This is a genomic window from Corynebacterium sp. HMSC075F02, from assembly GCF_001838335.1.
Taxonomy (GTDB): Bacteria; Actinomycetota; Actinomycetes; order Mycobacteriales; family Mycobacteriaceae; genus Corynebacterium; species Corynebacterium jeikeium_D.
In genome coordinates this window covers 62,332-87,821 of record NZ_KV836310.1, presented here as the reverse complement: position 1 = coordinate 87,821, position 25,490 = coordinate 62,332, and the positions used below count along the sequence as shown (strand labels likewise).

20 protein-coding genes are annotated in these 25,490 nt (G+C 59.8%); 15 read left to right on the top strand and 5 right to left on the bottom strand.

The annotated features are described in order from the left end of the window. Positions 1–19: 19 nt before the first annotated feature. The gene (gene aceA / locus HMPREF2920_RS04185; RefSeq protein WP_070549779.1) at positions 20–1,312 is read right to left on the bottom strand and encodes an isocitrate lyase; all 1,293 of its coding nucleotides are present in this window, start codon (positions 1,310–1,312) and stop codon (positions 20–22) included. A 1,016-nt stretch (positions 1,313–2,328) separates the two neighbouring features. Here aceA and HMPREF2920_RS04180 point away from each other — a divergent pair. From HMPREF2920_RS04180 to HMPREF2920_RS04140, 9 genes are all read left to right on the top strand, one after another. Beyond that, complete coding sequence (locus HMPREF2920_RS04180; RefSeq protein ID WP_070546355.1) at positions 2,329–4,539, top strand: malate synthase G; 2,211 nt, start codon at positions 2,329–2,331, stop codon at positions 4,537–4,539. 270 nt (positions 4,540–4,809) lie between these two features. Then, positions 4,810–5,583, top strand: coding sequence for an HAD family hydrolase (locus tag HMPREF2920_RS04175; RefSeq protein ID WP_210400864.1), 774 nt, complete (start codon positions 4,810–4,812; stop codon positions 5,581–5,583). A 15-nt stretch (positions 5,584–5,598) separates the two neighbouring features. Continuing rightward, positions 5,599–8,214 (top strand): glycoside hydrolase family 65 protein, encoded by a 2,616-nt coding sequence (locus HMPREF2920_RS04170; RefSeq protein WP_070854028.1) that lies wholly within the window; start codon positions 5,599–5,601, stop codon positions 8,212–8,214. 413 nt (positions 8,215–8,627) lie between these two features. Next, positions 8,628–9,368, top strand: coding sequence for a succinate dehydrogenase cytochrome b subunit (locus HMPREF2920_RS04165; protein ID WP_016421964.1), 741 nt, complete (start codon positions 8,628–8,630; stop codon positions 9,366–9,368). A gap of 19 nt (positions 9,369–9,387) precedes the next feature. Next, a complete protein-coding gene (locus tag HMPREF2920_RS04160; protein ID WP_016421965.1) occupies positions 9,388–11,406 on the top strand; it encodes a fumarate reductase/succinate dehydrogenase flavoprotein subunit in 2,019 nt (672 codons plus the stop codon). Further along, a complete protein-coding gene (locus tag HMPREF2920_RS04155; protein ID WP_016421966.1) occupies positions 11,406–12,155 on the top strand; it encodes a succinate dehydrogenase/fumarate reductase iron-sulfur subunit in 750 nt (249 codons plus the stop codon). Before HMPREF2920_RS04160 ends, HMPREF2920_RS04155 begins: the two co-directional genes overlap by 1 nt. A 40-nt stretch (positions 12,156–12,195) precedes the next feature. Further along, complete coding sequence (locus HMPREF2920_RS04150) at positions 12,196–12,594, top strand: hypothetical protein (RefSeq protein WP_016421967.1); 399 nt, start codon at positions 12,196–12,198, stop codon at positions 12,592–12,594. Positions 12,595–12,784: 190 nt separating this feature from the next. Then, complete coding sequence (locus HMPREF2920_RS04145; protein WP_070549781.1) at positions 12,785–14,134, top strand: DUF445 domain-containing protein; 1,350 nt, start codon at positions 12,785–12,787, stop codon at positions 14,132–14,134. Positions 14,135–14,213: 79 nt separating this feature from the next. Next, positions 14,214–14,570, top strand: coding sequence for a DUF2516 family protein (locus HMPREF2920_RS04140; protein ID WP_016421969.1), 357 nt, complete (start codon positions 14,214–14,216; stop codon positions 14,568–14,570). A gap of 182 nt (positions 14,571–14,752) precedes the next feature. On the opposite strand, the gene purU is transcribed toward HMPREF2920_RS04140, so the two are convergent. From purU to HMPREF2920_RS04125, 3 genes are all read right to left on the bottom strand, one after another. After that, positions 14,753–15,658: a formyltetrahydrofolate deformylase gene (gene purU, locus HMPREF2920_RS04135; protein ID WP_016421970.1), complete on the bottom strand. Its 906-nt coding sequence runs from the start codon at positions 15,656–15,658 to the stop codon at positions 14,753–14,755. Between the two features lie 17 nt (positions 15,659–15,675). Beyond that, a complete protein-coding gene (locus HMPREF2920_RS04130; protein ID WP_016421971.1) occupies positions 15,676–16,446 on the bottom strand; it encodes an LmeA family phospholipid-binding protein in 771 nt (256 codons plus the stop codon). Positions 16,447–16,543: 97 nt separating this feature from the next. Continuing rightward, positions 16,544–17,041: a DUF2505 domain-containing protein gene (locus HMPREF2920_RS04125; RefSeq protein WP_049172369.1), complete on the bottom strand. Its 498-nt coding sequence runs from the start codon at positions 17,039–17,041 to the stop codon at positions 16,544–16,546. A gap of 85 nt (positions 17,042–17,126) precedes the next feature. On the opposite strand from HMPREF2920_RS04125, the gene HMPREF2920_RS04120 reads away from it, so the two are divergent. Continuing rightward, positions 17,127–18,302, top strand: a complete 1,176-nt coding sequence (locus HMPREF2920_RS04120) for a UDP-N-acetylmuramate dehydrogenase (RefSeq protein WP_070854046.1) — start codon at positions 17,127–17,129, stop codon at positions 18,300–18,302. A gap of 321 nt (positions 18,303–18,623) precedes the next feature. Here HMPREF2920_RS04120 and HMPREF2920_RS04115 read toward each other — a convergent pair whose 3' ends face one another. After that, complete coding sequence (locus HMPREF2920_RS04115) at positions 18,624–20,459, bottom strand: long-chain-fatty-acid--CoA ligase (protein WP_080969550.1); 1,836 nt, start codon at positions 20,457–20,459, stop codon at positions 18,624–18,626. A gap of 259 nt (positions 20,460–20,718) precedes the next feature. Between HMPREF2920_RS04115 and mshA the strand changes: the two genes are divergently transcribed. From mshA to HMPREF2920_RS04090, 5 genes are all read left to right on the top strand, one after another. Beyond that, a complete protein-coding gene (gene mshA, locus HMPREF2920_RS04110; RefSeq protein ID WP_180950668.1) occupies positions 20,719–21,981 on the top strand; it encodes a D-inositol-3-phosphate glycosyltransferase in 1,263 nt (420 codons plus the stop codon). A gap of 59 nt (positions 21,982–22,040) precedes the next feature. Next, a complete protein-coding gene (locus HMPREF2920_RS04105) occupies positions 22,041–22,526 on the top strand; it encodes a type III secretion system chaperone family protein (RefSeq protein ID WP_070643274.1) in 486 nt (161 codons plus the stop codon). A 70-nt stretch (positions 22,527–22,596) separates the two neighbouring features. Further along, entirely contained in the window at positions 22,597–23,343 is a 747-nt protein-coding gene (locus HMPREF2920_RS04100) for a phosphoglyceromutase (protein WP_070643272.1), read from the top strand. A gap of 131 nt (positions 23,344–23,474) precedes the next feature. Then, on the top strand, positions 23,475–24,782 hold the full coding sequence (locus tag HMPREF2920_RS04095; protein WP_016421978.1) for a sensor histidine kinase: 1,308 nt from the start codon (positions 23,475–23,477) through the stop codon (positions 24,780–24,782). Positions 24,783–24,785: 3 nt separating this feature from the next. Then, positions 24,786–25,481, top strand: a complete 696-nt coding sequence (locus HMPREF2920_RS04090) for a response regulator transcription factor (RefSeq protein ID WP_016421979.1) — start codon at positions 24,786–24,788, stop codon at positions 25,479–25,481. The last annotated feature ends 9 nt before the right edge of the window (positions 25,482–25,490 follow it).

Here is a 25,490-nt window from a genome sequence, read left to right as displayed (position 1 = left end):
AAGCCCTAAGCCGAGTGACTTAGAACTGACCCTCCTCGGTGGAGCCCTTCAGGGCGGTGGTGGAGGAGTTCGGGTCGACGGTGGTGGCGATGCGGTCGAAGTAACCAGCGCCAACCTCGCGCTGGTGCTTGACAGCGGTGAAGCCGCGCTTCTCGGCAGCCTCGAACTCGCGGTTCTGCAGGTCGACGAATGCGGACATCTGCTCGCGAGCGTAGCCGTAAGCCAGGTCGAACATGCCGTAGTTCAGGGCGTGGAAGCCAGCCAGGGTGATGAACTGGAACTTGAAGCCCATCTTGCCCAGCTCGTTCTGGAACTTGGCGATCTCGTCCTTCTCGAGGTGAGCGGACCAGTTGAAGGACGGGGAGCAGTTGTAAGCCAGGAGCTGGTCCGGGTACTCAGACTTGACGCCCTCAGCGAACTTCTTAGCCAGCTCGAGGTCCGGAGTACCGGTTTCCATCCAGATCATGTCAGCGTACGGAGCGTAGGACTTTGCGCGCGCGATGCACGGCTCCAGGCCGTTCTGGACGTGGTAGAAGCCCTCGGAGGTGCGGTCACCGGTGATGAACTTCTGGTCGCGCTCATCAACGTCGGAGGTGATGAGGGTAGCGGCCTCAGCGTCGGTGCGGGCGATGATGACGGTCGGGGTGTTGGAGACGTCAGCAGCCAGGCGAGCAGAGGTCAGGGTACGGATGTGCTGCTGGGTCGGAATCAGGACCTTGCCGCCCAGGTGGCCACACTTCTTCTCAGAAGCAAGCTGGTCCTCCCAGTGGGTACCAGCGGCACCAGCGTTGATCATGGCCTTCTGCAGCTCGTAGACGTTCAGAGCGCCACCGAAGCCAGCCTCACCGTCAGCGACGATCGGCAGCAGCCAGTTGTCGACGGAGTCGTCGCCCTCGATGCGAGCGATCTCGTCTGCGCGGAGCAGAGCGTTGTTGATGCGGCGAACGACGTTCGGCACGGAGTTAGCCGGGTACAGGGACTGGTCCGGGTAGGTGTGGCCGGAGAGGTTAGCGTCACCAGCAACCTGCCAACCGGAGAGGTAGACAGCCTTCAGGCCAGCGCGAGCCTGCTGAACGGCCATGTTACCGGTCAGTGCACCCAGAGCGTTGATGTAGGAGTCGTCCTTAACGTTGACGCCTTCCCACAGGATCTCAGCGCCACGGCGAGCGAGGGTGTTCTCCTCGACGACGGTGCCCTGGAGCTCAGCGACCTGCTCAGCGGTGTAGTCGCGGGTGATACCTTCCCAGCGCGGGTTCTCGTCCCAATCCTTCTGGATTTCGGCGGCGGTACGTGCCTTACCAACGTTAGACATAAACGGAGTCACTTCCTTTTGCTTGCTTTTTGAACTCCGGGTGCTGACTTAAGAACAATTCCGACAGAACCGATCTACAGGCTGACCCGATAGTGACCGCGGTGTCACGTGAATGCAGGGGGCGCTAGCAAAGTGCTGTACCCCTGCACACAAACACGCGAACAAAAACAATGTCCGCTTCCGCGTGCCATGTCTCACATTTTGGGGCATAGCGCTACGTTCGTCAAGCAGCTTCCGATGTGAATTCAAGTATGTAATACGGATAACACTTGTGAAGATTGCAAACATTGTGATGTGTAGCTTGGCTTTAACAATTTTCGCCTGTGACCGGCCGGTACATTTGTACTGTTATTTCCCTATGGCGGACTCGCGAATAATGTTCCCCCCGCTTTGGGGTGATTTATATTTTGGTATTTATCAAAGCTGGCCGTTAACAGTGTTTGGGGTTTAGGGGGTGTTTCGCTACCCCCGAAATTACGGCCGTAAAGGTGGAAACGGGCTTCTAAATACACTGCCGTTACACCGTCAGTACCCCGCCGGAGCATCCCTGGGTAGTGGCCAGGGTCTCGGTTGTCATCTCGCTTTTATGGTCTGGTTTGAAGGCGGAGGCTGTAGCGACGTGATTGGTCGCTGGCCGTTGATATGCAGGTCGCAATAGTAAATGTCTGTGAGGCGCGACACTTTCCCATTGTGTGTGGTGTTCTGTGGCTGGAGGAAAGAGTGCCGGGGATGCTGTAGTCAATGCGGGTGGGGGAGGGCTGGTTGTGGCGTCAGGACTGAATGCCCGAATGGTCATTGGGGAGGGGTGGGGTCTGTTCGCAGGGTGCTCGTCGTAAAGCGAATGAAATGGCAAATGTGAGCGGCGCTATACCGGGCTGGCGGTTGGCGGTTATGGAAAAAGACGGTTCATAAGTGCGCCGAATCACATACAGTAGGGGAACAACGCATCCAGTGTGAGCCGCTGACGTGGCCATGGCTGGATGGGCAAATTGCAATCAATAGTTTTGAGGAGAGCAATGGCACAGCGTATTTCGGCAGGTGGAATGCAGGTCGCGAAGGTTCTTTACGACTTCGTTAATGACACCGCACTCCCCGCCGCCGGCATTGAGGACAAGGACGCGTTCTGGAACGGCTTCGGTGACATTGTCGCTAAGTACACTCCGCGCAACCGCGAGCTGCTGGCCAAGCGCGATGAGCTGCAGGAAAAGCTCGACGCTTGGTACAAGGAACACCCGGGCGAGCAGAATCAGGATGAGTACGTCGCATTCCTGAAGGAAATTGGCTACCTCGTTGACAACCCGGGTGACTTCCAGGTCACTACCGCTAACGTCGACACCGAGATCACTTCCACCGCTGGCCCGCAGCTGGTTGTGCCGGTTCTCAACGCCCGTTTCGCCATCAACGCTGCGAACGCACGCTGGGGCTCGCTTTACGACGCGCTGTACGGCACCAACGCTATTCCTGAAGATGGCGGTGCGGAGAAGGACACCCCGGGCTACAACAAGGTCCGCGGTGACCGCGTTATCGCATGGGGTCGTAACTTCCTGGACAAGGCTCTGCCGCTGGTCGACGGTTCCCACGCGGACGTCACCTCTTACGACATCGTCGACGGTCACCTGCAGGCAACCCTGGAAGGCGGCGCTACCTCCGGTCTGCGCGAGCCGGAGACCCTGGTCGGCTACACCGGTGACAAGGACGCGCCGGAGTCCATTTACTTCAAGCACAACGGTCTGCACATCCAGCTGCTGATTGACCCGGAGTCCCCGGTTGGCAAGACTGACAAGGCTGGCGTCAAGGACATCATCCTGGAAGCCGCTGTCACCAACATCATGGACCTCGAGGACTCTGTCGCCGCAGTTGACGCTGCTGACAAGACCCTGGGTTACACCAACTGGCTGGGCCTGAACGTCGGTGACCTCGCAGTCGAGTTCACCCGTGGCGGCAAGAAGCTGTCCCGTACCATCAACGACGACCGCACCTACACCGCTCTTGACGGTTCCGAGGTCACCCTGCACGGTCGTTCCCTGAACCTGGTCCGTAACGTCGGCCACCTGATGCAGAACCCGGCCATCCTCGCCCGCGACGGCGAGGAGATTTTCGAGGGCATCATGGATGCCGTCGTCACCGCTGTGTGTGCAATCCCGGGCCTGGACCAGGACAACGCACGTAAGAACTCCCGTACCGGTTCGATCTACATCGTGAAGCCGAAGCAGCACGGCCCGGATGAGGCTGCATTCACCAACGAGCTGTTCGCAGACGTTGAGAAGCTGCTGGGTCTCCCGCACAACACCCTGAAGGTCGGCCTGATGGACGAGGAGCGTCGTACCTCCGTCAACCTGGACGCCGCCATCAAGGCTGTTTCCGAGCGTGTCGTCTTCATTAACACCGGCTTCATGGACCGCACTGGTGATGAGATCCACACCTCCATCCAGGCTGGTCCGATGTTCCGCAAGGCTGTTCAGAAGACCGCTCCGTGGATGCTGGCTTACGAGGACAACAACGTCGACTCCGGTCTGGCACACGGCCTGCAGGGCAAGGCTCAGATTGGTAAGGGCATGTGGGCCATGACCGAGCAGATGGCCGAGCTGCTGGAGCAGAAGATCGGTCAGCCGAAGCAGGGTGCTTCCACCGCATGGGTTCCGTCCCCGACCGGTGGTGTGCTGCACGCTACCCACTACCACGAGGTTGACGTCTTCGGCGTTCAGGACAAGCTGCTTACCGACGGTCGCCGCGACACCTTCGGTGATCTGCTCACCATCCCGGTAGCGGCAGCTAAGGCCGGCGAGCCGGGCGCTGACTGGTCCGATGAGGACAAGGCTAACGAGCTGGACAACAACTGCCAGTCCATCCTGGGCTACGTTATCCGCTGGGTTGAGCAGGGTGTTGGCTGCTCCAAGGTGCCGGATATCAACGATGTTGACCTGATGGAGGACCGCGCTACCCTGCGTATTTCCTCCCAGACTCTGGCTAACTGGCTGCTGCACGGTGTTGTCACCGAGGAGCAGATCATCGATTCGCTTCAGCGCATGGCCGAGGTCGTTGACCGCCAGAACGAGGGCGATGAGGCATACCTGCCGATGGCCCCGGACTTCGACAAGTCCATTGGTTTCCAGGCTGCCAAGGAGCTCATCCTCGACGGTGTGAACCAGCCGTCCGGTTACACCGAGCCGATCCTGCACCGCCGTCGCCTGGAGTTCAAGAAGCGCGAGGGCATCGACCAGGATTAATTCTTGGTCGGGCTGCGGCTGCCGAGCCTGAAATAACAAAATAGATACCCAAACTGCCGGCGCGCATGCGCGCCGGCAGTTTTGTTTTTCGTGCAGGGCGAGCTTGTGCCGGGAGCACTCGCATTGGGTGCTCGGGTTGGAATCGCACCATGATTCTCGGATTCGAGATACCCGGGTTCGCAAGCGGGGCAGGGGCAACGTTGCTAGCGTTGATTGGGAAGTTAATTGAGAAAATGCAGTCTGCAACGTCCAAGGAGCTGCGACCCCCCCATGACTAATTCCACGACCGACAGTGCTACCAACCTCGCCAAGGCCAAAGAATTCCTCCATAGCGCGGGCGCAATCCTCTTTGACCTCGACGGAGTGATTACCCCTACCGCCGATGTGCACGAGCAGGCGTGGGCGGACATGTTTAGCGACTACTTCGAGCACAAGGGTGTCTCGGCCTACACAGAGGAGGACTACTTCACCTACCTCGATGGCCGCCGCCGCGATGAGGGCATCGCAGCAATCCTGGAATCTCGCGGCATTTCGCTGCCACACGGTAGCGATGAGGACACAGCGAAAGACGAGACGATTGTGGGACTCGGGAAGCGCAAAAATGATGACTTCTTGGCGCGAGTCGAGAGGGGAATTGAGGCCTACCCGGGGTCGGTTGCGCTGCTCGACGAGTTACAGGGCGCGAGGGACTCGTCGGCAAGCGAAAAACCGCAGTTGGCGGTGGTTAGCTCGTCGAAGAACGCGGTGCCGGTGCTGTCGGCCGCTGGGCTGCGTGAGCGGTTCGTGGAGATTGTTGACGGCGTGGTGGCGCATGAGAACAACCTGCCGGGTAAGCCAGCCGCCGATACTTTCGTGTACGCGGCGAAGAATCTGGGGGTGGCGCCGCGCGATGCTGTGGTGGTCGAGGATGCCATCAGTGGTGTGCAAGCGGGTGCAGCCGGCGCATTTGGTCTGGTCATTGGTGTTGACCGCGGTGCTGGCGCAGAAGCACTGCGCCGAGCGGGCGCCGACGTTGTGGTCAGTGACTTGGCGGCACTCGTCTAGGCTGGCTCGTGACAAATGGCTGAGACAAAACCGGAAGGCATCATGGCCAACGATTCGACCACGGCAGCAGTCGACGAGACCGAGCGTGTGATTCCGCAGGGGCAGGGTCACGACGCGGAGACCGCCGAAGCTGAAAAACAGGAGGAGACGGTGTCCCCAGTTCGTCGTAAGCAGCGTCGTAACTTCCCGGCGGATCGTGCGGATAAGCACCACCACCTTGTAAATGCCGAGGGACTCATGGACCGAGACATCACTCCGGTCGATGAGTGGCGTCTGATTGAGACGAAGCCGAACGGCCTCCCGCTCGGTTTGGGCGAGACGCTGTTTGCGCTGTCGAACGGGTACATCGGCATGCGTGGCAACCCGCCGGAGGGCCGTGACTCCAGTGAGCACGGCACTTATATCAACGGTCTGCATGAGACCTGGCCGATTAGGCACGCCGAGGACGCCTACGGCCTAGCCCGTCAGGGGCAGACGATTGCCAATGCTCCGGACGCCAAGGCAATGCGTCTCTACATTGACGATGAGCCCCTGCGTCTCGGCAATGCTGAGGTCAGCGACTACGAACGTAGCCTGGATTTCCGCGAGGGTGTGCTGCGTCGTCGGTTCATTTGGCGCACCCCGGGTGGCAAGCGCGTTCGCGTCACCTCTGAGCGCATGGTGTCTTTCCAGGAAAAGCATGTCGCCGCGATGAGTCTGGAAGTCGAACTGCTGGATGCGGATGCTGCGGTGATGATTAACTCGCAGATCCTCAACCGCCAGGACGGCGAGGACGAATACCACGATGCCGCCAAGGCGCAGGGCACCGAACTGGATCCCCGTCGTGCCGAGGCGCTGGAAGACCGCGTTCTCATTCCGGCATTTCAGTCGGAATCGGCGCACGGGCAGCGCTCGACGCTGGGCTACCGCTGCGCGAACTCCGGTATGACCGTGGCTACCTCCATGGACCACACCTTTACTGTCCGCACTCCCGACGGCACGGAGCCGTTCGTAGAGATTTCGCAGTCGACCGAGCCGGATGTGGCCAGCTCCCTGTTCAACCTGGATGCGCCAGTCGGCACTGTCATACGCCTGGAGAAGCTGGTCGCGTACCACTCCTCCCGTAAGGTGCGTGCTGAAGAGCTGGCATTCCGCTGTGAACGCACCCTGAACCGCGTCGGTCGCATCGGCATGCTGGGGCTGATGGAGAACCAGGAGGAGTGGCTCGAACGCTTCTGGGGGCGCTCTGACGTGGTCATTTACAATCAGCCGGAGATTCAGCAGGCAGTGCGCTGGAACATTTGGCAGATTATCCAGGCCGCCGCCCGCGCCGAATTCCAAGGCGTCCCGGCCAAGGGAATGACCGGCACCGGCTACGGCGGCCACTACTTCTGGGACACGGAAATCTACGTGACCCCATTCCTTACCTATACGTCGCCGCAATTCTCGCGCAATGCCATGCGTTTCCGCTGGGACATGCTCGAAGCCGCGTGGGCGCGTGCCGACGAACTGGCGCACGACGGTGCCCTCTTCCCGTGGCGCACTATCAATGGTCAGGAGTCCTCGGCCTACTTTGAGGCCGGCACGGCGCAGTACCACATCGATGCGGACATCGTGTACGCGATGATGAAGTACGTCTATGCCTCCGGCGATGAGGAGTTCCTGCTCAAGGAGGGCACGGATCTGCTGCTCGGCACGGCCAGGTTTTGGATGTCGCTGGGATTCTTCGATGCCGAACAGCGAGAGTTCCAAATTCACAGCGTCACCGGTCCAGATGAGTACAACACGGTGGTGAACAACAACCTGTACACCAACGTGATGGCGCAGTATAACCTGCGGGTTGCTGCGGACGTCGTCAAGCAGATGAAGCGTGATCGCCCTGCTGCCTATCGCGAACTGACCAACCGCTTCGACCTCACCGAGCGAGAGGTTGAAGAATGGGAGCAGGCTGCTGAGGCGATGTACATCCCGTTCGATGAGAAGCTCGGCATTCACCCTCAGGATGACCAATTCCTACTGCGTAAGCGCTGGAATCTCGACGATCCCGAGGTCGGACCCCTGCGTCCGTTGCTGCTGCATTACCACCCGCTGACGATTTACCGTCACCAGGTCATTAAGCAGGCGGACGTCGTCCTCGCACTGTTCCTCATGGGCAATCGCTTTACGACGGAACAAAAGCGCGCAGACTACATGTATTACGATCCGCTCACCACTGGTGATTCCTCGCTGTCCGCCGTTGTGCAGTCCATTGTTGCGGCCGAGTTGGGCTTGCAGGAGCAGGCAATGGATTTCTTCCTCCGCGGACTCTATGTGGACCTGGCGAACTTGCATGGCAACGCTGCCGATGGTGTCCACGTCGCATCTGCCGGTGGTGTGTGGCAGTCCCTGGTCTATGGCTTCGGTGGTTTCCGCGATCATGACGGCCGCTACAGTATTGACCCGCGTCTGCCGGAGGACTGGAGTGGTCTGACGTACCGAGTCACTATTCGTGGTTGTCGTATCCGAGTGACGGTGCGCGGCCGCACGGTGGAAGTAGTCCTGGAGGAGGGAGACCACCAGGTTGGGCCGATTATGGTCGCAGGCCATGAGGTGATCATTGGCCCGGAGCCGTTGACCGTGGTGATGGCGAACTCGGATCAGGGCGAGGATTAGTCGGACGGCTTCGGCCGTACCGGTGCCAATGGGGGGGATTGCCTGTTGGGGGTGGCTGTTTGGGCCTTTGGGGAATTCGGCAGGGGTAAAAATAAAGAATTTCGCAACATAATTATTGAGTATTAAATCCGTCCACCTGAGAAAAGTGGGCGGTTTTTTTATTTTCGTGCTATTTATGTTGCGTTATTAGTCGGTTTGGACGGGTGAAAAATCGGCAAAAGTCGGGGTAGGCGCGTTTTTATGGTGGGGGAGAGGGTTTATGCAGTGACGACCTCAGAAGTGGCTAAAATACGATAACCTGAGAAAAGGCGGAGAAAAGACCTAGGTAACCTGTGAAAATCCCCACCCAAAAGGGGGAAAAATGTTTACCAGGCGCTGTGTGACTTTAGAGTGAATATGACACTGGAGGTGCCATGACTGTTAAAAGTTCAAACCGTGACGCAATCGCGCACGGCAAAATTAATGTAGAACCGCTGCGCGAGCAGCCTAAATACCCTTCATGGGCTCTGAAGCTGACCATGGCCGTCACTGGCGTGCTGTTTGGCCTCTTCGTTATTGTCCACATGCTGGGTAACCTGAAGATTTTCGCTGGCGAGGAAGACTTCAACGCATACGCGACCTTCCTACGCACTGTCGGTGCTCCGGCAGTTCCGAACGAGGGCATTCTGTGGATTTTCCGCATTGTCCTGCTGGTAGCTATTGTCCTGCACATTTTCGGTGGCCTCACCCTGGCTGCACGTGCAAAGCAGTCCCGCGGCAAGTTCCGCCGTCAGGGCATGGTGTCCAGCTGGAACACCTTTACCGCACGTTCGATGGTGATCACCGGCATCGTGCTGCTGGCCTTCATCATCTTCCACCTGCTGGACCTGACCATCGGTGCTGGCGTTTCTCCGTCTTCTTTCGAGCACGGTGAGGCATACCAGAACGTGGTTGCGTCCTTCTCGCGTCCGGGTGTTGTTGTTTGGTACATCATTGCTCAGCTCGCTCTGCTGCTGCACCTGTCCCACGGTCTGTGGACCGCTACTTCCGACCTCGGTATCACCGGTAAGCGCTGGCGCAAGGTTCTGCTGTTCCTGTCCGGCCTGCTGCCGCTGCTGGTTGTTGTCGGCAACATCTTCATCCCAGTCGCCGTCCTGACCGGTCTGGTCTCGTAGGTCGAGGAGGAAATTTACTATGACTAACACCGAAGCAACCGTCGCTGCGGACTTCCGCGCGCCGGAAAGCGCTGTCGACGGGGTCAAGATCGGCAAGGTTCTGTCCGATAACTCCCCGGGTGACAAGGTCTCCATGAAGGACCACTGGCAGTACCAGAAGGATCACGCCAACCTGGTTTCGCCGCTGAACCGTCGTAAGTTCCGCGTCATGGTCGTCGGTACCGGCCTGGCTGGCGGCGCTGCCGCTGCTGCCCTCGGTGAACTCGGCTACGACGTGCAGGTTTTCACCTACCACGACGCTCCGCGCCGTGCGCACTCCATTGCTGCACAGGGTGGTGTCAACTCCGCTCGCGGTAAGAAGGTCGACAACGACGGCGCTTACCGCCACGTCAAGGACACCGTTAAGGGCGGCGACTACCGCTGCCGCGAGAACGACTGCTGGCGTCTGGCTGTCGAGTCTGTCCGCGTCATCGACCACCTGAATGCAATTGGTGCTCCGTTCGCTCGCGAGTACGGCGGTACCCTGGCAACCCGTTCCTTCGGTGGTGTGCAGGTCTCCCGTACGTACTACACCCGTGGTCAGACGGGTCAGCAGCTGCAGCTGTCGACTACCTCGGCTCTGCAGCGTCAGATTGGTCTCGGCAACGTCGAGATCTTCACCCACAACGAGCTGGTTGACATCATCGTCGCCGACGGCCGTTGCCAGGGTGCCATCATGCGTAACCTCATCAATGGTGAGCTGACCGTTCACACTGCTCACGCAGTTATTCTGGCTACCGGCGGTTACGGCAACGTCTACCACATGTCCACGCTGGCCAAGAACTCCAACGCTTCGGCCATCATGCGTGCATACGACCAGGGTGCTTACTTCGCATCCCCGTCCTTCATCCAGTTCCACCCGACCGGTCTTCCGGTTAACGCGCACTGGCAGTCGAAGACCATTCTGATGTCCGAGTCCCTGCGTAACGACGCACGTATTTGGACCCCGAAGAAGAAGGGCGACGAGCGCCCGGCCAACGACATCCCGGAGGACGAGCGCGACTACTTCCTGGAGCGTCGCTACCCGGCATTCGGTAACCTCGTCCCGCGTGACGTCGCTTCCCGTGCCAACTCTCAGCAGATTAACGCCGGCTACGGTGTTGGTCCGCTGAAGAACTCCGTCTACCTGGATCTGCGTGACGCAATTGAGCGCCTGGGCCAGCCGGTCATCAAGGAACGCTACTCGAACCTGATTCAGATGTACGAAGAGGCAATCGGTGAGGACCCGTACAAGGTTCCGATGCGTATTGCTCCGACCTGCCACTTCACCATGGGTGGTCTGTGGTCTGACTTCAACCAGATGACCTCCATCCCGGGTCTGTTCACCGGTGGCGAGGCATCCTGGACCTACCACGGTGCAAACCGTCTTGGTGCAAACTCCCTGCTGTCCGGTTCGGTCGACGGTTGGTTCACCCTGCCGTTCACCATTCCGAACTACCTTGGCCCGCTGCTCGGTACCGACCGCCTGGCTGAGGATGCCCCGGAGGCCAAGGAAGCACTGGACCGCGCTCAGGCTCGCCTGGACAAGCTGATGAGCATCCAGGGTAAGCACGGCGCTGAGTACTTCCACCGTCAGCTCGGTGAGATTCTCTACCGCGACTGTGGTGTGGCTCGTAACAAGGAAGACCTGGCTCGCGGTATCGAGGAGATCCGCGAACTGCGTAAGGCATTCTGGTCTGACCTTTTCATCCCGGGTGAGCCGAACGAGATGAACCAGCAGCTCGAGTACGCTAACCGCGTTGCTGACTACATCGACCTCGGTGAGCTCATGTGTGTCGACGCCCTCGACCGCGATGAGTCCTGCGGTGCTCACTACCGCGATGACCACATCTCCGAAGATGGCGAGGCAGAGCGCGATGACGCTAACTGGTGCTTCGTTTCCGCATGGGAGCGAGGCAACAATGGTCCTGCATGGGATCAGTCCGGTCACGAATTCATTCGCCACGCCGAGCCGCTCACCTTCGAAGCCGTCCCGCTCATGACAAGGAACTACAAGTAATGAAACTGCACCTTGAAATCTGGCGCCAAGCAGGTCCGAACGTCGAGGGACACTTTGAATCCGTTGACGTTGACGACGCCGTCGCAGAGATGTCGATCCTGGAGCTGCTTGACCACGTCAACTCCAAGTACGTCGAGTCCGGCAAGGAGCCGTTCGCGTTCGCATCTGACTGCCGTGAGGGTATCTGTGGTACCTGTGGTCTGAACGTCAACGGTCGTCCGCACGGCCCGGGCCAGAACACCCCGACCTGTCAGCAGCGTCTGCACCAGTTCAGCGATGGTGACACCCTGAAGATCGAGCCGATGCGCTCCGCCGCATACCCGGTCATCAAGGACATGGTCGTTGACCGCTCCGCTCTGGACCGTGTCCTCGAGCAGGGTGGCTACGTCTCCATCAACGCTGGTACCGCTCCGGATGCAGATACTCTGCACCTGAACCACGAGACCGCTGAGTTCGCACTTGACCACGCAGCCTGCATCGGCTGTGGTGCTTGTGTGGCAGCTTGCCCGAACGGTGCTGCACACCTGTTCACCGGCGCAAAGCTGGTTCACCTCTCCCTGGTCCCGCTGGGTAAGGAAGAGCGTGGCAAGCGTGCTCGCAAGATGGTTGACGAGGTCGAAGGCACCTTCGGTCCGTGCTCCCTCTATGGTGAATGTGCTGATGTCTGCCCGGCCGGTATCCCGCTGACTGCGGTTGCCGCCGTTACCAAGGAACGAGCTCGTTCGTTCTTCCGCGGTAAGGACGACTAAACTCTTTCTCGATTAGAGTTTTCCAGAAGGGACATAGATTATGGCGAATGCAGTCAAGCGTTACCAGGGCGAAGAGCACTTCGTCGACGGTTACGTGCCTCAGAGCATGAATGCCGAATACTCCTCGCTTCACAAGAGCATTACCTGGATTGGCATGGGACTCATGCTCGCCTCTCTGGCGGCTTGGGGCACCTTCATTTTCGGTCTCGCAACGACCGTTTTTGCCGACCAGACTGCTGCCTCTCACAGCAACGGTTTCCTGGCTAAGGATGCCGCCAACTACACCGACTACACCGGTGGTTGGAACTTCGACGGCAGCGTGTTCATGTGGGCTGGCCTGGTAGTCGGACTGGTTATGGTTATTGCGGGTCTGGCCTGCATCTCCATCGGTCGTCGTGACTACAAGGCTTACCGAAAGGAATTCGGCACTCACCACTAAAGGCTTGCCCCAGTTTAAAGGGGCTCGCCTCTAGGCGGATGCAACGCTAGCCTTTTGAACTAGCACCTCCACAGTTGATGCCACTGTGCACAGTGCGCTGGGGTAGGGAAGTATTGAGAAGTACCTCTCTCACCAACAGCGGACTGCGGCGCGGTGGCATTTTCGCGTTTTCGGCGCCTAATCTATACACATGGATAACAACCCCGCTAAGCTCCCGGCAGCTGTAGATACGGTCTCGGACCGTCTCGAAGTTCCCGGGCCATCACCAGAGGTTGAGGCGGAAAAACGTGCGCAACTGCGTAAGGCTAAGGCCTTCGCTACGATGCTGCTGGTCATCGCAACCGCTGTGTATTTCACATGCCGCGGTATTGAGTCTTCACACTTATCCGCAGGCGAAGTTGTGCCCGCGTGGGTGGGCTACGTTCGCGCTGCTTCTGAGGCTGGCATGGTCGGTGCCCTCGCCGACTGGTTCGCAGTCGTAGCTCTGTTCCGCCACCCGCTCGGCATTCCTATCCCACACACCGCTATCGTCCGTCGCAAGAAGGACCAGGTCGGTGAGTCCCTGGCGCAGTTCGTCGGTGATAACTTCCTGAACCCCGCTTTGATTGTGGACAAGGTGCGTAAGGCCGAGATTCCTGAGCGTATCGGCGAATGGCTGGTAGCGCCGGGAAACGCCGACAAAGTGTCCGCAGAGGTCGGTAAGTTCACCGGAAATGTGCTGGAGGCGATTAATCCTGACGATGCCGCCGCAGTGCTGAAGTCAGCAGTCATCGACGAAGTTGCAGCCCCGGAGTGGGGGCCACCAGCGGGTAAGGTTCTCGAGCAGCTGATCGAAGAAGGGCGCACCGAGCCTATTGTCCAGCAGATGGCTGAGTGGCTGCACCGGAAGTCGCTGGGCTCGCAGAATCTTATCGACCGACTCGTCGGAGAGCGCGCCCCCTCCTGGGCACCGAGCTTTGTCAACGATCTCATCGGCGACAAGGTCTATCGCGAGCTGGTTGATTGGACCTGGCAGGTGCAGCATGACCCTAAGCACGACGCGCGCCTGGCGCTCCACCGCTTCCTCACGCAGCTCGCCGTTGATTTGCAGAACGACGAGAAGACCATCGCCAAGGTCGAAGAAATTAAGACTGACATTCTTTCGTCCGCCGCTGTCACACAGGCACCGGCGAAGATTTGGGCATCAACATCCGCAAAGCTTGTCGACGCTGCCCGCGACCCGGACTCCCTGCTCCGTCGGAAGGTCTCGGAAACGGCCGCCCGCTACGGCGAGCGAATCCAGTCCGATCCTGAGTTGCGCAAACGAATGGACCGCCGTCTGGAAGCGGCTGTCGTCTTCATCGCTGAGAACTACGCGGGCGAGATTACCTCGATCATTTCCGAGACCGTCGAGCGTTGGGACGCCGATGAGGCTTCCGACAAGATTGAACTGATGGTCGGTCGCGATCTGCAGTTCATTCGCGTTAACGGCACTGTTGTCGGATCACTGGCCGGTTTGGCTATTTACACCCTGTCGACCTTGGTGTTTGGGGCTATTTAGCAGCACAACCCAGCACATCAGACCGTGTGCGTTAGCATGTAAAAAGCAATGCATCCCTGTTAAAGGAGTTGTTCCCCCGGTGCGCCTGTTACCATCTTTGCCCAGTCTTGCGGATTCGCCGCTGATGGCAATTTCCGTCTATGTGGACGTCCTGTTTCAGTTCGCCATTCCGTTTGTCATCGGCATCTTGGCGCTAATCGGTGCGGTGCTTGTCATCACCACCCGCGCGGATGCCTTTGACGCTGCAGACCGCAAGAGCCGCAACGTCTGGGCCGGCATGCTGGTCGGTTCGGCTATCTTCCTACTCCTGCCGTGGCTGGGCTGGGCAATGCTGGGCATCCCGCTGATTGCCGGACTAGTCATCACGGGGATTTACTGGTTGGATGTTCGCCCACAGATCAAGGACATTTTGTCGAACGCACAGGGCGGTTATTAGTCCCGGGCGGGTGTTAGTCCAGGGCGGGTGTTAGCCCGCACAACTGAGAAAGTGTCTGGGTTTATGACAGTTTCTGGGTGAAAAACCCGGTGATTTTGTCATAAACCCAGACACTTTCTTTCTGGGGGAGGGGATAGGGATAGGTCTGGCTCCCCGAAAACCTACTGGAACGCCACGGTAACCTACTGGAACACCACGGTGCGGTTGCCGTAAACCTGCACACGGTCCTCCAGGTGCCAGCGCAAACCGCGGGCGAGGACCTGCTTCTCCGCATCGCGACCTTCACGCTGCATGTCCGCAGCGGTGTATTTGTGGGAGACACGCATGACGTCCTGCTCAATAATCGGACCATCGTCGAGGTCCTCAGTGGCGTAGTGGCAGGTGGCACCGATGAGCTTCACACCACGTCGATAAGCCTGCAGATACGGGCGCGCGCCCATGAACGACGGCAGGAAGCTGTGGTGGATATTGATTGCGCGGCCTTCCCACTTCTCGCACAGATCCGGCGGCAGAATCTGCATGAAACGTGCGAGCACGATGGCATCCGGGTTTTCGGCGTCGACAATCTCGGCGACCTCATCGAATGCCTTACGCTTGCCGACGGCATCCTTGGGGAAGGGCACATGGTGGAAGGGAATGTCATACGCTGCGACCAGTGGCTCCAGATCGCGGTGGTTACCAATTACTGCAGCGATTTCCATCGGATAGTCGGACTGTGCGACGCGGCCGAGCAGATCCTGCAGGCAGTGGCCTTCCTTGGTCACCAGGATGACAGCGCGCTTCGGGACAGCGTTGTCGGTGACCTTCCAGCGGACCTCAGGGCCCCAATCACCGACGAGCTCGGCGAATTTCTCGCGCAGCTCTTCTACCGTCAGGTCGAGCGCGTCGGCGCGGACCGCCTGGCGAGTGAAAAACCATCCGGTCTCCGGGTCGGAGAAGAAGTCCGCCTCGGTAATCCATGCACCAATGTCGGACAGGAAGGTCGACAGGGTGGAAACGATACCGGTACGGTCTGGACAGCCGAGCGAGAAGATGTACTGGCGCTCGGTGGGAGTACCGCTATTTGCGGTGATGAGAGAGCGAGTCATTCTCGGTATCTTACCTGCTAGCTAAAGGTAAGTTCGCTCACGGTCGACAAAGGCAGATTTGCGCCCGTCAGCGTCAACGCCAGGCCCTCCCCAGTGACGTGGGCTTCCTCCACCTGCATACCGTGGCCGATATCGTAGCTCAACAGCGTACCGCTCGCTTCTCCCAGCCAGCCGGCCAGGCCATCGAGGTTTAAGCCGAGGATTGAGCCGCCCTCCAAGTTGATTTCGATATGTCCGCCGTTGGCAATCGGGCGGAATTTGGAGGTCGCAAATCCGGAGGCGAATTCAATGTTGAACAGGCCTTCGTCCGGCAACGGCGTGATTGTGGAAGCGCGTACACCGCTTTCCCGGTTAATTAGCGCCTGCAGCAGCTGAGGTGGGATTGTGACGTCTACTCGCAGCGACTCTGCCGTCGGATCCGCACGATTGCTCAGATCCACGTTTTCCAGGTGCACTTCCGCTGCCGGGTCACCGTTGATCTCCGGTGCGCCACCCAGCGCCTCCGGGTTCTTGACCTCCAGTGTGTTCGGAGTGGACAGGTCCATCGAGGGCACGGACTTCGTGGCCAAGGCGAGCAGCATCGGGCGGGTGCCGAAAGAAACCTTGGGGTCTTCAGTGACCGTCGCACCACGCTCTTCGGCGGAGGTGCGGTAGCCGTCGGAAATCTCCTTGCTCACGAACATCCGGACGCCGATTTCGCCGGCAATCGCAATGAGTGCCACCACGATGATGACACCGAGGACGGTGGGCAGGACTTTGACGCTCGACGAGCGTTTAGCAGAACTCATGGTTCCCAGTCTTGCTTAACGACGGCTCCGTCGCTACCACCTTTCTTCGCCCGGGTGTCCGCCCCCGGTGCCGCCTCGGTGTGCCCCGCTGCGCAACCTACTTAGTGACGTAGTCCGCCAGCACAGCGGTCTCAGCGTTGAGGACGCGCTCCAGGTACGGAGCTGCCTTCTCCTCGAGCTTGCCACCGAGCAGCGGCACGTTGATGGCGAACTCGGAGTTGGTGGTCAGCACGGAACCTTCACCCTGGGCGGTGAGCTTCTGGGACGCACTGAAGGACGCCGGTACGCCCGAAGCTTCTGTGGTCAAAGTAGAGGTCGCGCCGTCGTCGTTAAGCGGGCTGATGACGAACGTGCGCGTCATGCCGACCCCGGACTTGACGAACTTCTGTGCCTGCGCCGGAATCTTGTCAGCAGAGACGGTCTGGCGAATCACGACGGTGGTGCCAGCGTCGGTGGTCTCGAACTTTTCCACCTTGCCGTCAGCTGCCGAGAAACGGTTTGCGACCTTCTCCCAGAAACCGGCGTCGGTGAGGGCCTCGTAAACCTTCTCAATCGGCTGGTCGAAGTTGACGGTGTGCGTGTTAGTCGTAGTCATGCGCTTGATGATACGTAATTTGCACTACGCTAGGGGCGTGGAAAATCTCGACCAATCGCCGAACCCAATTCACCTGACCTCCGACATGGAAGAAGCCATCGATGGGCTTGCGGGGCTAGAGGGGGTGGAGCTCAGCACGCATACCGCTTTCTCGGATCTGACGACGCTCCGCCTCGGCGGGGTGCCGCGTGCCGTCGTCCGGTGTAGCACGACGGACGCTGTGGTCGATGTTGTACGCACGCTTGACGACGCTAACGTGCCCCTCCTCATCGTGGGAGGCGGATCCAACCTGGTGGTAGCCGATGAACTCGAGCCGCTGGTGGCCGTGGTGATCGAGGCCGACAACGTGACCATGAGCACTCGCGGACACGGGCTGGAGTCCGTGTCGGCAATCGTGGAGGCCGAGGCCGGTGCGGTCTGGGACGAGGTCGTGGAGATGAGTGTCGACGCCGGTTTTGGCGGCCTTGAATGCCTGTCGGGTATTCCGGGATCGGCCGGAGCCACTCCGGTGCAGAACGTTGGCGCCTACGGTGCTGAGGTGTCGCAGGTCCTGGACTCGGTGCAGCTTTACGATCGCGCAACCGGCTCGGTCGAGTGGGTGGAACCGGAGTCTCTCGACCTTTCCTACCGCTACTCGAACCTGAAGTTCACCGCACGGGCAGTGGTGCTGGCCGTGCGGTTCGAGCTCAGTGTGGATGGCATGTCCGCGCCACTTCGCTATGGCGAACTGGCGCGGCGCCTGGGCGTCGACGAGGCCGAGGCTGCGGCAGGCGAGATTCGCAGGCCGGCTGAGTTGGTGCGCGAAAAGGTGCTTGAGCTGCGCCGGGGCAAGGGCATGGTGCTCGAAGATGCTGACCGCGATACCTGGTCGGCGGGTTCTTTCTTTACCAACCCGATCATTCCGGAGAACTCGGTGGAGGCCGTGCGTGCAAAGGTTGCCGCGCTGCGTGGGGCCGATGAGGCCGCGAATATGCCCGCATTCCCCGCTGGCCCCGGCCACGAGGGAGCCGTGAAGCTCTCGGCGGCGTGGCTTATCGAGCGCGCCGGGTTCCCCAAGGGCTACCCCGGTGACGGTGCGCCCGCGCGACTGTCGACTAAGCACACTCTTGCCCTGACCAACCGCGGGGAGTCCGGCGATGGTACGCCTACGACCGCCGCCGACTTGGTGGCTTTGGCGCGCGATGTGCGCGCTGGCGTGGAAAAGGCCTTCGGCGTGACCCTGGTGCCCGAGCCGGTGTGGGTCGGCGTGAGCATCGATTAGGCCCGCGGCGGGTGGCTGATGGCCAGTGGGGGCGGACTGGAGAGGCTGGCGTGCCTGATGGGACTAACGGGGGTGATGGGGCTGACCGGGGCGCTGGGGCTGATAGAACCGCCGGGTAGTCCTCAGTTTGCGCTCCCGGGCCTTCTCCCAATGGCGGGGATAGAGAAAGTGACTAGGTTTATGACACGTGAATATTATTCACCCTCAGTTTTTTGTCATAAACCTAGTCACTAAGTCTGGGGGGGGGAGCCGGGGTCCGCCTTAAAGGGATAGGAGCCCGCTCTACTCAGGCCCCTATCCCAACTACAAAACCACCGTGAACTAATGGTGCTTGCGGTGGGAAAGCGAATCGACGCTCTGGCCCTTCTGCTCCAGCTGCGTGAGCAGCACGTCGCGGACATCGCGGCGGCGGACCTTGCCCATCTGGTCGCGAGGTAGTTCCTCCAGGTGGAAGAATGCGCGCGGCACCTTGTACCGGGTCAGGTTGTCGTAGCAGTGGTCGCGGTAGGCGTCGGAATCCAGTCGGGCGTAGTCAGCAAGGGTGATGGCGGCCACGACCATCTCGGAGCCGTCACTCTTCGGCAGGCCGACGACCGTGGCATCGGTGATGTCCGGGTGGGAGAGCAGTACTTCCTCGACCTCGGCCGGGTAGACATTGAAGCCACCGGTGATGATGACCTCCTTGATGCGGGCAACCAGCTTGATGAAGCCGTCCGACTCCATGACTCCGACATCGCCGGTGCGGTACCAACGGTCGCCAGCGGGAAGCTCAGCAGGCCCATCGGTGAAGGACTTCTCCGTTGCCTCCGGGAGGTTGAGATAACCGGCGAAAACCTGTGGGCCTCGGACGATGACCTCGCCCTCCTCGCCGTCAGCGCGGAGTTTGGTGGGATTTTCGGGGTCAACGATGGCAACCTCGGTGTCGGGGAATGGCAGGCCAACGTAGCCCGGGCGGCGGTTGCCGTCCATCGGGTTGCCGACGATAATCGGTGACGTTTCGGTGAGGCCGTAGCCTTCGACAAGGCGCCCGCCAGTGAGTTTCTCCCACTTCTGCACAAGGGAAACCGGCAGGGTAGCAGCACCGCAGAAGGCGAACTTCACGCCGGAGAGGTCGACATTATCGCGCTCGGCGGCTTCGACAATCTTCTCGTAGAGAGTCGGCACACCAGGCACCCATGTCGGGCGATTGTTCTTCATCACCTTCATAATCAGCGGAATCTCCGGTGCCGGCACCAGCACCAGTTCAGCGCCAATCAGCATGGACAAGTTGGTGACAATGGTCAGGCCGTAGGCATGGAACATCGGCAGAACACCGAGGGAGATCTCCCGCTCCTTGCCAAGGCCCGGCACCCAGGCCTTGCCCTGCAGAATGTTGGCTACCAACCCCTGGTGACTCAACTGCGCGCCCTTTGGCGAGCCCGTGGTGCCAGAGGTGTACATCATCACTGCAGTGTCATCGGCAGTGATGGATTCATCGGCCTGGAGGTCGTGGCCGTCTCCGCCGACGGCGTCGTGAAGCAAAGCGTCAAAACCCATGACCTGCGGTGCGGAGGAGTGCAGCTTAGCGCGGGCGGCGCGGAGTTTCGGCAGCGGGATCGACAGGGCGGTGCGCATGACAAACGGCAGGTCCTGCAGCATATTGACCGCGATGATGGTCTCGAGCGGGGTGTTGTTGCGGAGGTCCTCAAGTACGGGGACGATCTTGTCCCAGCAGATGGCAAAGCGGGCGCCGTGGTCGTTGAATGGGTGGCGCAGTTCGTGGGCGGTGTAGAGGGGGTTGTGCTCTACGGCAACAGCGCCGAGGTGCAGAACTGCCCAGTAGGCGATGACGTGCTGCGGGCAGTTCGGCATGAGCAGTGCCACGCGATCGCCTTTGCGTACGCCAAGTGCGCGCAGGCCGGCGGCAACGCTGCGAACCTTGGCATCCAGCTCGGCGTAGGAGGTGGAGCGACCGAAGAAGGTCAATGCCTTGCGGCGCGGGTGGTTGCTCAGAGTGTGGCGGTAGACGTCTAGGAGGGTGTCGAAGTTGTAGTCGATGTGGGGTGGGGTCCACTCCGGATACAGGTTCAGCCAGGCCTTGGAGGCCGCAGCGTTGGGTGTGGAACCGTGAGCTGGGGCAGAGTCATTTGCAGCGTGTGAGCTGGATGTATCGGCCATGGGATCCTCCTAGGTTTTTGTTTATCGCCTGACTATGTCGTGAGGTGATAATAACCTACGACGTAGTAGGTATCGACCTCTATTGTGCCGTACGTCGCACTGCGATGCCGGAATTCCTATACACGTATTTGAGGTACTCATTTGCGGGGTTGCCCCTGGCATAGGCACTCTGGGCAGTATGAGCGAAACATTTCCGGCGGCAACGGCGGGCGCAGACGCGGCCACCTCTAACACCCCGGCGTGGCCGAACCGCATCGCGATGATCTCCATGCATACCTCTCCGCTGGAGCAACCGGGCATCGGTGACGCTGGTGGCATGAATGTCTACGTGCTGCGCACCTGCGAGGAGCTGGCGCGACGCGGTGTGAAGGTGGATGTTTTCACCCGCGCCACGCGTTCCAGCGATGGGCCGGTGATTCAGGTCAGTGAGAACTTCCGCGTCATCAACATTGTGGCTGGCCCATATGAGGGGTTAGAGAAGTCAGACCTGGCTACGCAGATGCCGGCCTTTGCCGGTGGGGTCATTGAATTCGCCCGCAAACAGGGGATTGAATACGACCTGATCCATTCGCACTACTGGCTCTCTGGCCAGGTGGGGTGGCTGCTGTCGGATTTGCTTGACATTCCGTTTGTGCACACGGCGCACACGCTGGCGGCAGTGAAGAATCTCCATCTGGCGGAGGGAGATACGCCGGAGCCGGAGTCTCGGCGTATCTGTGAGCAGCAGATTGTGGACAATGCGTGCCGGCTCATCGTCAACACCGATGCCGAGGCTAAGCAGCTCGCGGATCTCCACGATGCCGACCCGTGGCGCATCAATGTCGTGCCGCCCGGGGTGGACGTGGAGCTCTTTTCGCCGGGCAGTGATCGTGCCACCGAGCGGTCCCGTCGTGAGCTGGGCATCCCGTTGCACACTAAGGTCATTTTGTTCGTCGGTAGGCTGCAGCGGCTGAAAGGCCCGCAGGTATTGCTGCGGGGTGTCGGTGAGCTCATGCGTCGCCATCCCGCCACTAATGTCCGAGTGATTATCTGCGGTGGCCTGTCCGGTTCTGGGCTGCACGCGCCCGACGAATTCACCAATCTCGCCGCGGAAGAGGGGATTGATCACCTAGTCCGGTTCATGCCCCCGCGCCCGCCGCAGGATCTGGCGAAGCTCTACCAGGCCGCAGATATTGTCGCCGTGCCCAGTTACAACGAAACTTTCGGGTTGGTGGCGATGGAGGCTCAAGCCACCGGAACTCCCGTCGTCGCGGCGAATGTCGGCGGACTCTCCATCGCTGTCGACGATGGGGTCAGCGGTTTGCTTGTCGACGGTCACGAGTCTGCAGCCTGGGCCGATGCCCTCGGTCGCCTGGTGGAGGACGACGAGCTGCGCATTAAGTTGGCCACCCAGGCGCGCGAGCACTCCTTGGAGTTTTCCTGGCAAAAGACCGTGGATCGGTTGGCCGATGTCTATCATCGAACCGAACTCCAAAAGGAAAATTGTCCCGGCTCTATCCGGGATGCGGGCGGCTCCCGGTAGGTTTCGTTAGCTTCAGTACCGCCAGAGCCGTAGCCACAAAAGCAGGGAGATGATTCACGATGAGCACGGACATCCAAGTACAGCTGAAATCCCTCGGTGAGCAGCTGGAACGCCTCGGTGTCGAGCATGGTCTTGCAGACAATGCCGCCGTGGTGGTCCTGCCTGGTAAGAAGAAGCTCAAGACTGTCGTCGGCCTCATCCCGGCGCCGGACTCCTTGCGCGTCGAAGCCTTCGTCTGTCGCGCGGTCGAAGAAAACCACGAGGCCGTCTACAAGTGGTTGCTGCAGCGCAACCGCCGCCTGTTCGGCATCGGTTACACCATCGACGCCGCCGGCGACATCTACCTGGTCGGTCAACTGCCGGCTGAGCTTTCCGACGATGACCTCGACCGCCTCCTCGGTCAGCTGCTCGAGACGGCCGATGGGGACTTCAACCAGATCCTCGAACGCGGCTTTGCATCGGCAATTAAGCGCGAGTGGGAGTGGCGGGTTGACCGTGGGGAAAACCTGGCCAATCTGGAGCAGTTCCGCCACATGGTTGAGTAGCCGGGGGTAGCAACCCACATAGCGGGGCAACGAACGGCGGGCTTTCCCGTTTTGGGGCACAATTGGGGGTATGAGCAATGGAAAACTGATTCTTGTCCGTCATGGCCAGAGTGAGTGGAACGCATCCAACCAGTTCACGGGCTGGGTCGACGTTGCACTGACCGACAAGGGCCGCGCTGAGGCAGTACGTGCCGGTGAGATGCTCGTAGAGGCAGGCCTGAAGCCGCAGGTTCTCTACACGTCGCTGCTGCGTCGCGCAATTAACACCGCACACATTGCCCTGGATACCGCTGACCTGTTGTGGATTCCGGTTATCCGTGACTGGCGTCTGAACGAGCGCCACTACGGTGCTCTGCAGGGTCTGAACAAGGCAGAGACCAAGGAGAAGTACGGCGAGGACCAGTTCATGTCCTGGCGTCGCTCCTACGACACTCCGCCGCCGGAGCTGTCGGATGACAGCGAGTTCTCGCAGGCTAATGACCCGCGTTACGCCAACCTGGATGAGGTTCCGCGCACGGAGTGCCTCCTGGACGTCGTGAAGCGTTTCATTCCTTACTTTGAAGAGGAAATCCTGCCGCGTCTGAAGTCCGGTGAGACTGTCATGGTGGCAGCTCACGGTAACTCCCTGCGTGCACTGGTCAAGCACCTGGACAACATCTCGGACGAGGACATTGCCGCTCTGAACATCCCGACCGGTATCCCGCTGGTTTACGACTTTGATGCTGAGGGCAAGGTTTTGAACCCGGGTGGCACCTACCTGGATCCGGAAGCTGCAGCTGCAGGTGCTGCTGCTGTTGCTGCTCAGGGCAACAAGTAAATATGTAGGTGTTTGATAGGCCGATAAGGGGCGCAGCCAAGTGGGGCTGTGCTCCTTGGTCTATTTAGAGCTAGCTAGCGCAATGATTTTTCAGCGCGCGCGGACTGTGAAAAGAGCTTAGGGTAAGACCCGTGTCAAAAATCATTATCGCCGCTCTATTAGGTGCTGCGGTTATGGCAGCTGTGCTGATTCTTGGTGGAGTTGTCTCGGGTGCCTATAACGCCGCTCGGCGTCAGAAGAGCGACGAGGAAAGTTCAATAACCACCATGGCGCAGGTCATGCACCTGGCCATTCAGAAGTCTCCGACGGGTGTGGTGGTCGTTGACATCTCGCGTGATTTGATTTTGTCGAACTCCATGGCGCACAAGTTGGGGCTGGTCTATGAGCGCCGCCTCAATGACGTGGGCTGGGAAGCTGCGCTCAAGGTCTTTGACTCGCAGGAGGACCAGGAGCTAACGCTGGTGCTGCCGTCGCGCCGGGCGGGGGCGCCGGACACAATCGTCCGCTGTCAGCTAACTCCGTTGTCGCTGGTGGACGACCGTTTTGTGGTGATTTATGCGGCGGATGTCTCCGAACAGGCCCGTATGGAGGCCGCGCGACGTGACTTTGTGGCTAACGTCTCCCACGAGCTCAAGACTCCGGTGGGGGCCATCAGCCTCTTGGTCGAGGCGCTGAATGAAGCTACCGACGACCCGGTTGCCGTGCGTCACTTCAGTGAGAGCCTGACGCAGGAGTCCAAGCGGATGTCGACCATGATTACGGAACTCATCTCGCTGTCGAAGCTGCAGGGGGCAGAGCCACTGCCGGACATGTCTCCCGTGAAGGTTGAAGAGATTGTCCAAGGAGCTGTGCGTCGTAACCAGATGCTCTCGGAGCAGGCGGGTATTGAAATCACCGTTGACTGTGAGCCGGATTTGGTGGTTGAAGGTGAACGCAGCCTGCTGATCACCGCGGTGTCCAACCTGATTTCAAATGCGATCAACTACTCGCCAGAGGCCACGCCTGTATCTGTGACTGCGGTCAAGGAGGATAACGACACCGTCGCTATCCGCGTCACTGACCGCGGTATCGGCATTTCCCAGGCGAATCAGAAGCGTATCTTCGAGCGCTTCTTCCGTGCGGATAAGGCACGCTCGCGGGCGACAGGCGGTACCGGTCTGGGCTTGGCAATTGTTAAGCACGTTGCAGCGAATCACAAGGGAACCGTGAAGCTGTGGAGTCGGCTGGGCACAGGATCGACCTTCACCATTGAGCTCCCGCTGATGGAAAAGAACGGTTCCGCGTCGAATGATGGCGATGTATCTGCACGTTTGCCAATCGGCCACACCCAGCCTGCGGGTAAAATTGCGGCTAAGAAAAACGCGCAGCGAGGTACGGGCAAAACCCGTGGCAAGGATAAGGATTCCCAGAACAAGGATTCCAAGGAAGGAATGAAGTAATCCGTGACTGAGGTACTTATTGTCGAAGACGAGACGGCTTTGGCGGAGCCGCTTGCGTTTCTGCTGCAGCGCGAAGGATTCGAGGTGCGGATGGCCGCTGACGGCCAGGAAGCACTTGCAGAATTCTCCAAGGCAGAACCGGACATTGTGCTGCTGGACCTCATGCTGCCAGGTATGAGTGGCACCGAGGTCTGCAAAAACATCCGCTTAAAGTCCTCTGTCCCAGTGATTATGGTCACCGCCCGTGACACTGAGATTGACAAGGTCGTCGGCCTCGAAATTGGTGCGGATGACTATGTGACCAAGCCGTATTCCTCCCGGGAGCTTATTGCCCGTATCCGGGCTGTGCTGCGCCGCGGTCGCCACGACGACTCCGACGATGTCGAGGATATCTACGAGGAGGTCTTGCGCGGCGGTCCGGTCGTGCTGGACGTCGAGCGCCACGTGGTCACCGTTGACGGTGATGATGTCGCAATGCCGCTCAAGGAATTCGACCTGCTGGAGTACTTGCTGCGCAACCGTGGTCGTGTGCTCACCCGCGGCCAGCTCATCGACCGCGTCTGGGGCTCCGACTACGTCGGCGACACCAAGACGCTGGACGTACACATCAAGCGCCTGCGCTCCAAGATTGAGCGCAATCCTTCCTCGCCAGAATTCCTGGTCACCGTTCGCGGCTTGGGTTACAAGTTCGAGGACTAGCTCAGCAGA

Bases quoted from the DNA above. Each gene is read 5' to 3' on its own strand.
- HMPREF2920_RS04130 (WP_016421971.1), bottom strand. From the start codon at position 16,446: ATGAGTTCTGCTAAACGCTCGTCGAGCGTCAAAGTCCTGCCCACCGTC.
- HMPREF2920_RS04145 (WP_070549781.1), top strand. From the start codon at position 12,785: ATGGATAACAACCCCGCTAAGCTCCCGGCAGCTGTAGATACGGTCTCG.
- purU (WP_016421970.1), bottom strand. From the start codon at position 15,658: ATGACTCGCTCTCTCATCACCGCAAATAGCGGTACTCCCACCGAGCGC.
- HMPREF2920_RS04170 (WP_070854028.1), top strand. From the start codon at position 5,599: ATGGCTGAGACAAAACCGGAAGGCATCATGGCCAACGATTCGACCACG.
- mshA (WP_180950668.1), top strand. From the start codon at position 20,719: ATGATCTCCATGCATACCTCTCCGCTGGAGCAACCGGGCATCGGTGAC.
- HMPREF2920_RS04125 (WP_049172369.1), bottom strand. From the start codon at position 17,041: ATGACTACGACTAACACGCACACCGTCAACTTCGACCAGCCGATTGAG.
- HMPREF2920_RS04155 (WP_016421966.1), top strand. From the start codon at position 11,406: ATGAAACTGCACCTTGAAATCTGGCGCCAAGCAGGTCCGAACGTCGAG.
- HMPREF2920_RS04150 (WP_016421967.1), top strand. From the start codon at position 12,196: ATGGCGAATGCAGTCAAGCGTTACCAGGGCGAAGAGCACTTCGTCGAC.
- HMPREF2920_RS04175 (WP_210400864.1), top strand. From the start codon at position 4,810: ATGACTAATTCCACGACCGACAGTGCTACCAACCTCGCCAAGGCCAAA.
- HMPREF2920_RS04100 (WP_070643272.1), top strand. From the start codon at position 22,597: ATGAGCAATGGAAAACTGATTCTTGTCCGTCATGGCCAGAGTGAGTGG.
- HMPREF2920_RS04115 (WP_080969550.1), bottom strand. From the start codon at position 20,459: ATGGCCGATACATCCAGCTCACACGCTGCAAATGACTCTGCCCCAGCT.
- HMPREF2920_RS04165 (WP_016421964.1), top strand. From the start codon at position 8,628: ATGACTGTTAAAAGTTCAAACCGTGACGCAATCGCGCACGGCAAAATT.
- HMPREF2920_RS04160 (WP_016421965.1), top strand. From the start codon at position 9,388: ATGACTAACACCGAAGCAACCGTCGCTGCGGACTTCCGCGCGCCGGAA.
- aceA (WP_070549779.1), bottom strand. From the start codon at position 1,312: ATGTCTAACGTTGGTAAGGCACGTACCGCCGCCGAAATCCAGAAGGAT.
- HMPREF2920_RS04180 (WP_070546355.1), top strand. From the start codon at position 2,329: ATGGCACAGCGTATTTCGGCAGGTGGAATGCAGGTCGCGAAGGTTCTT.
- HMPREF2920_RS04105 (WP_070643274.1), top strand. From the start codon at position 22,041: ATGAGCACGGACATCCAAGTACAGCTGAAATCCCTCGGTGAGCAGCTG.
- HMPREF2920_RS04120 (WP_070854046.1), top strand. From the start codon at position 17,127: ATGGAAGAAGCCATCGATGGGCTTGCGGGGCTAGAGGGGGTGGAGCTC.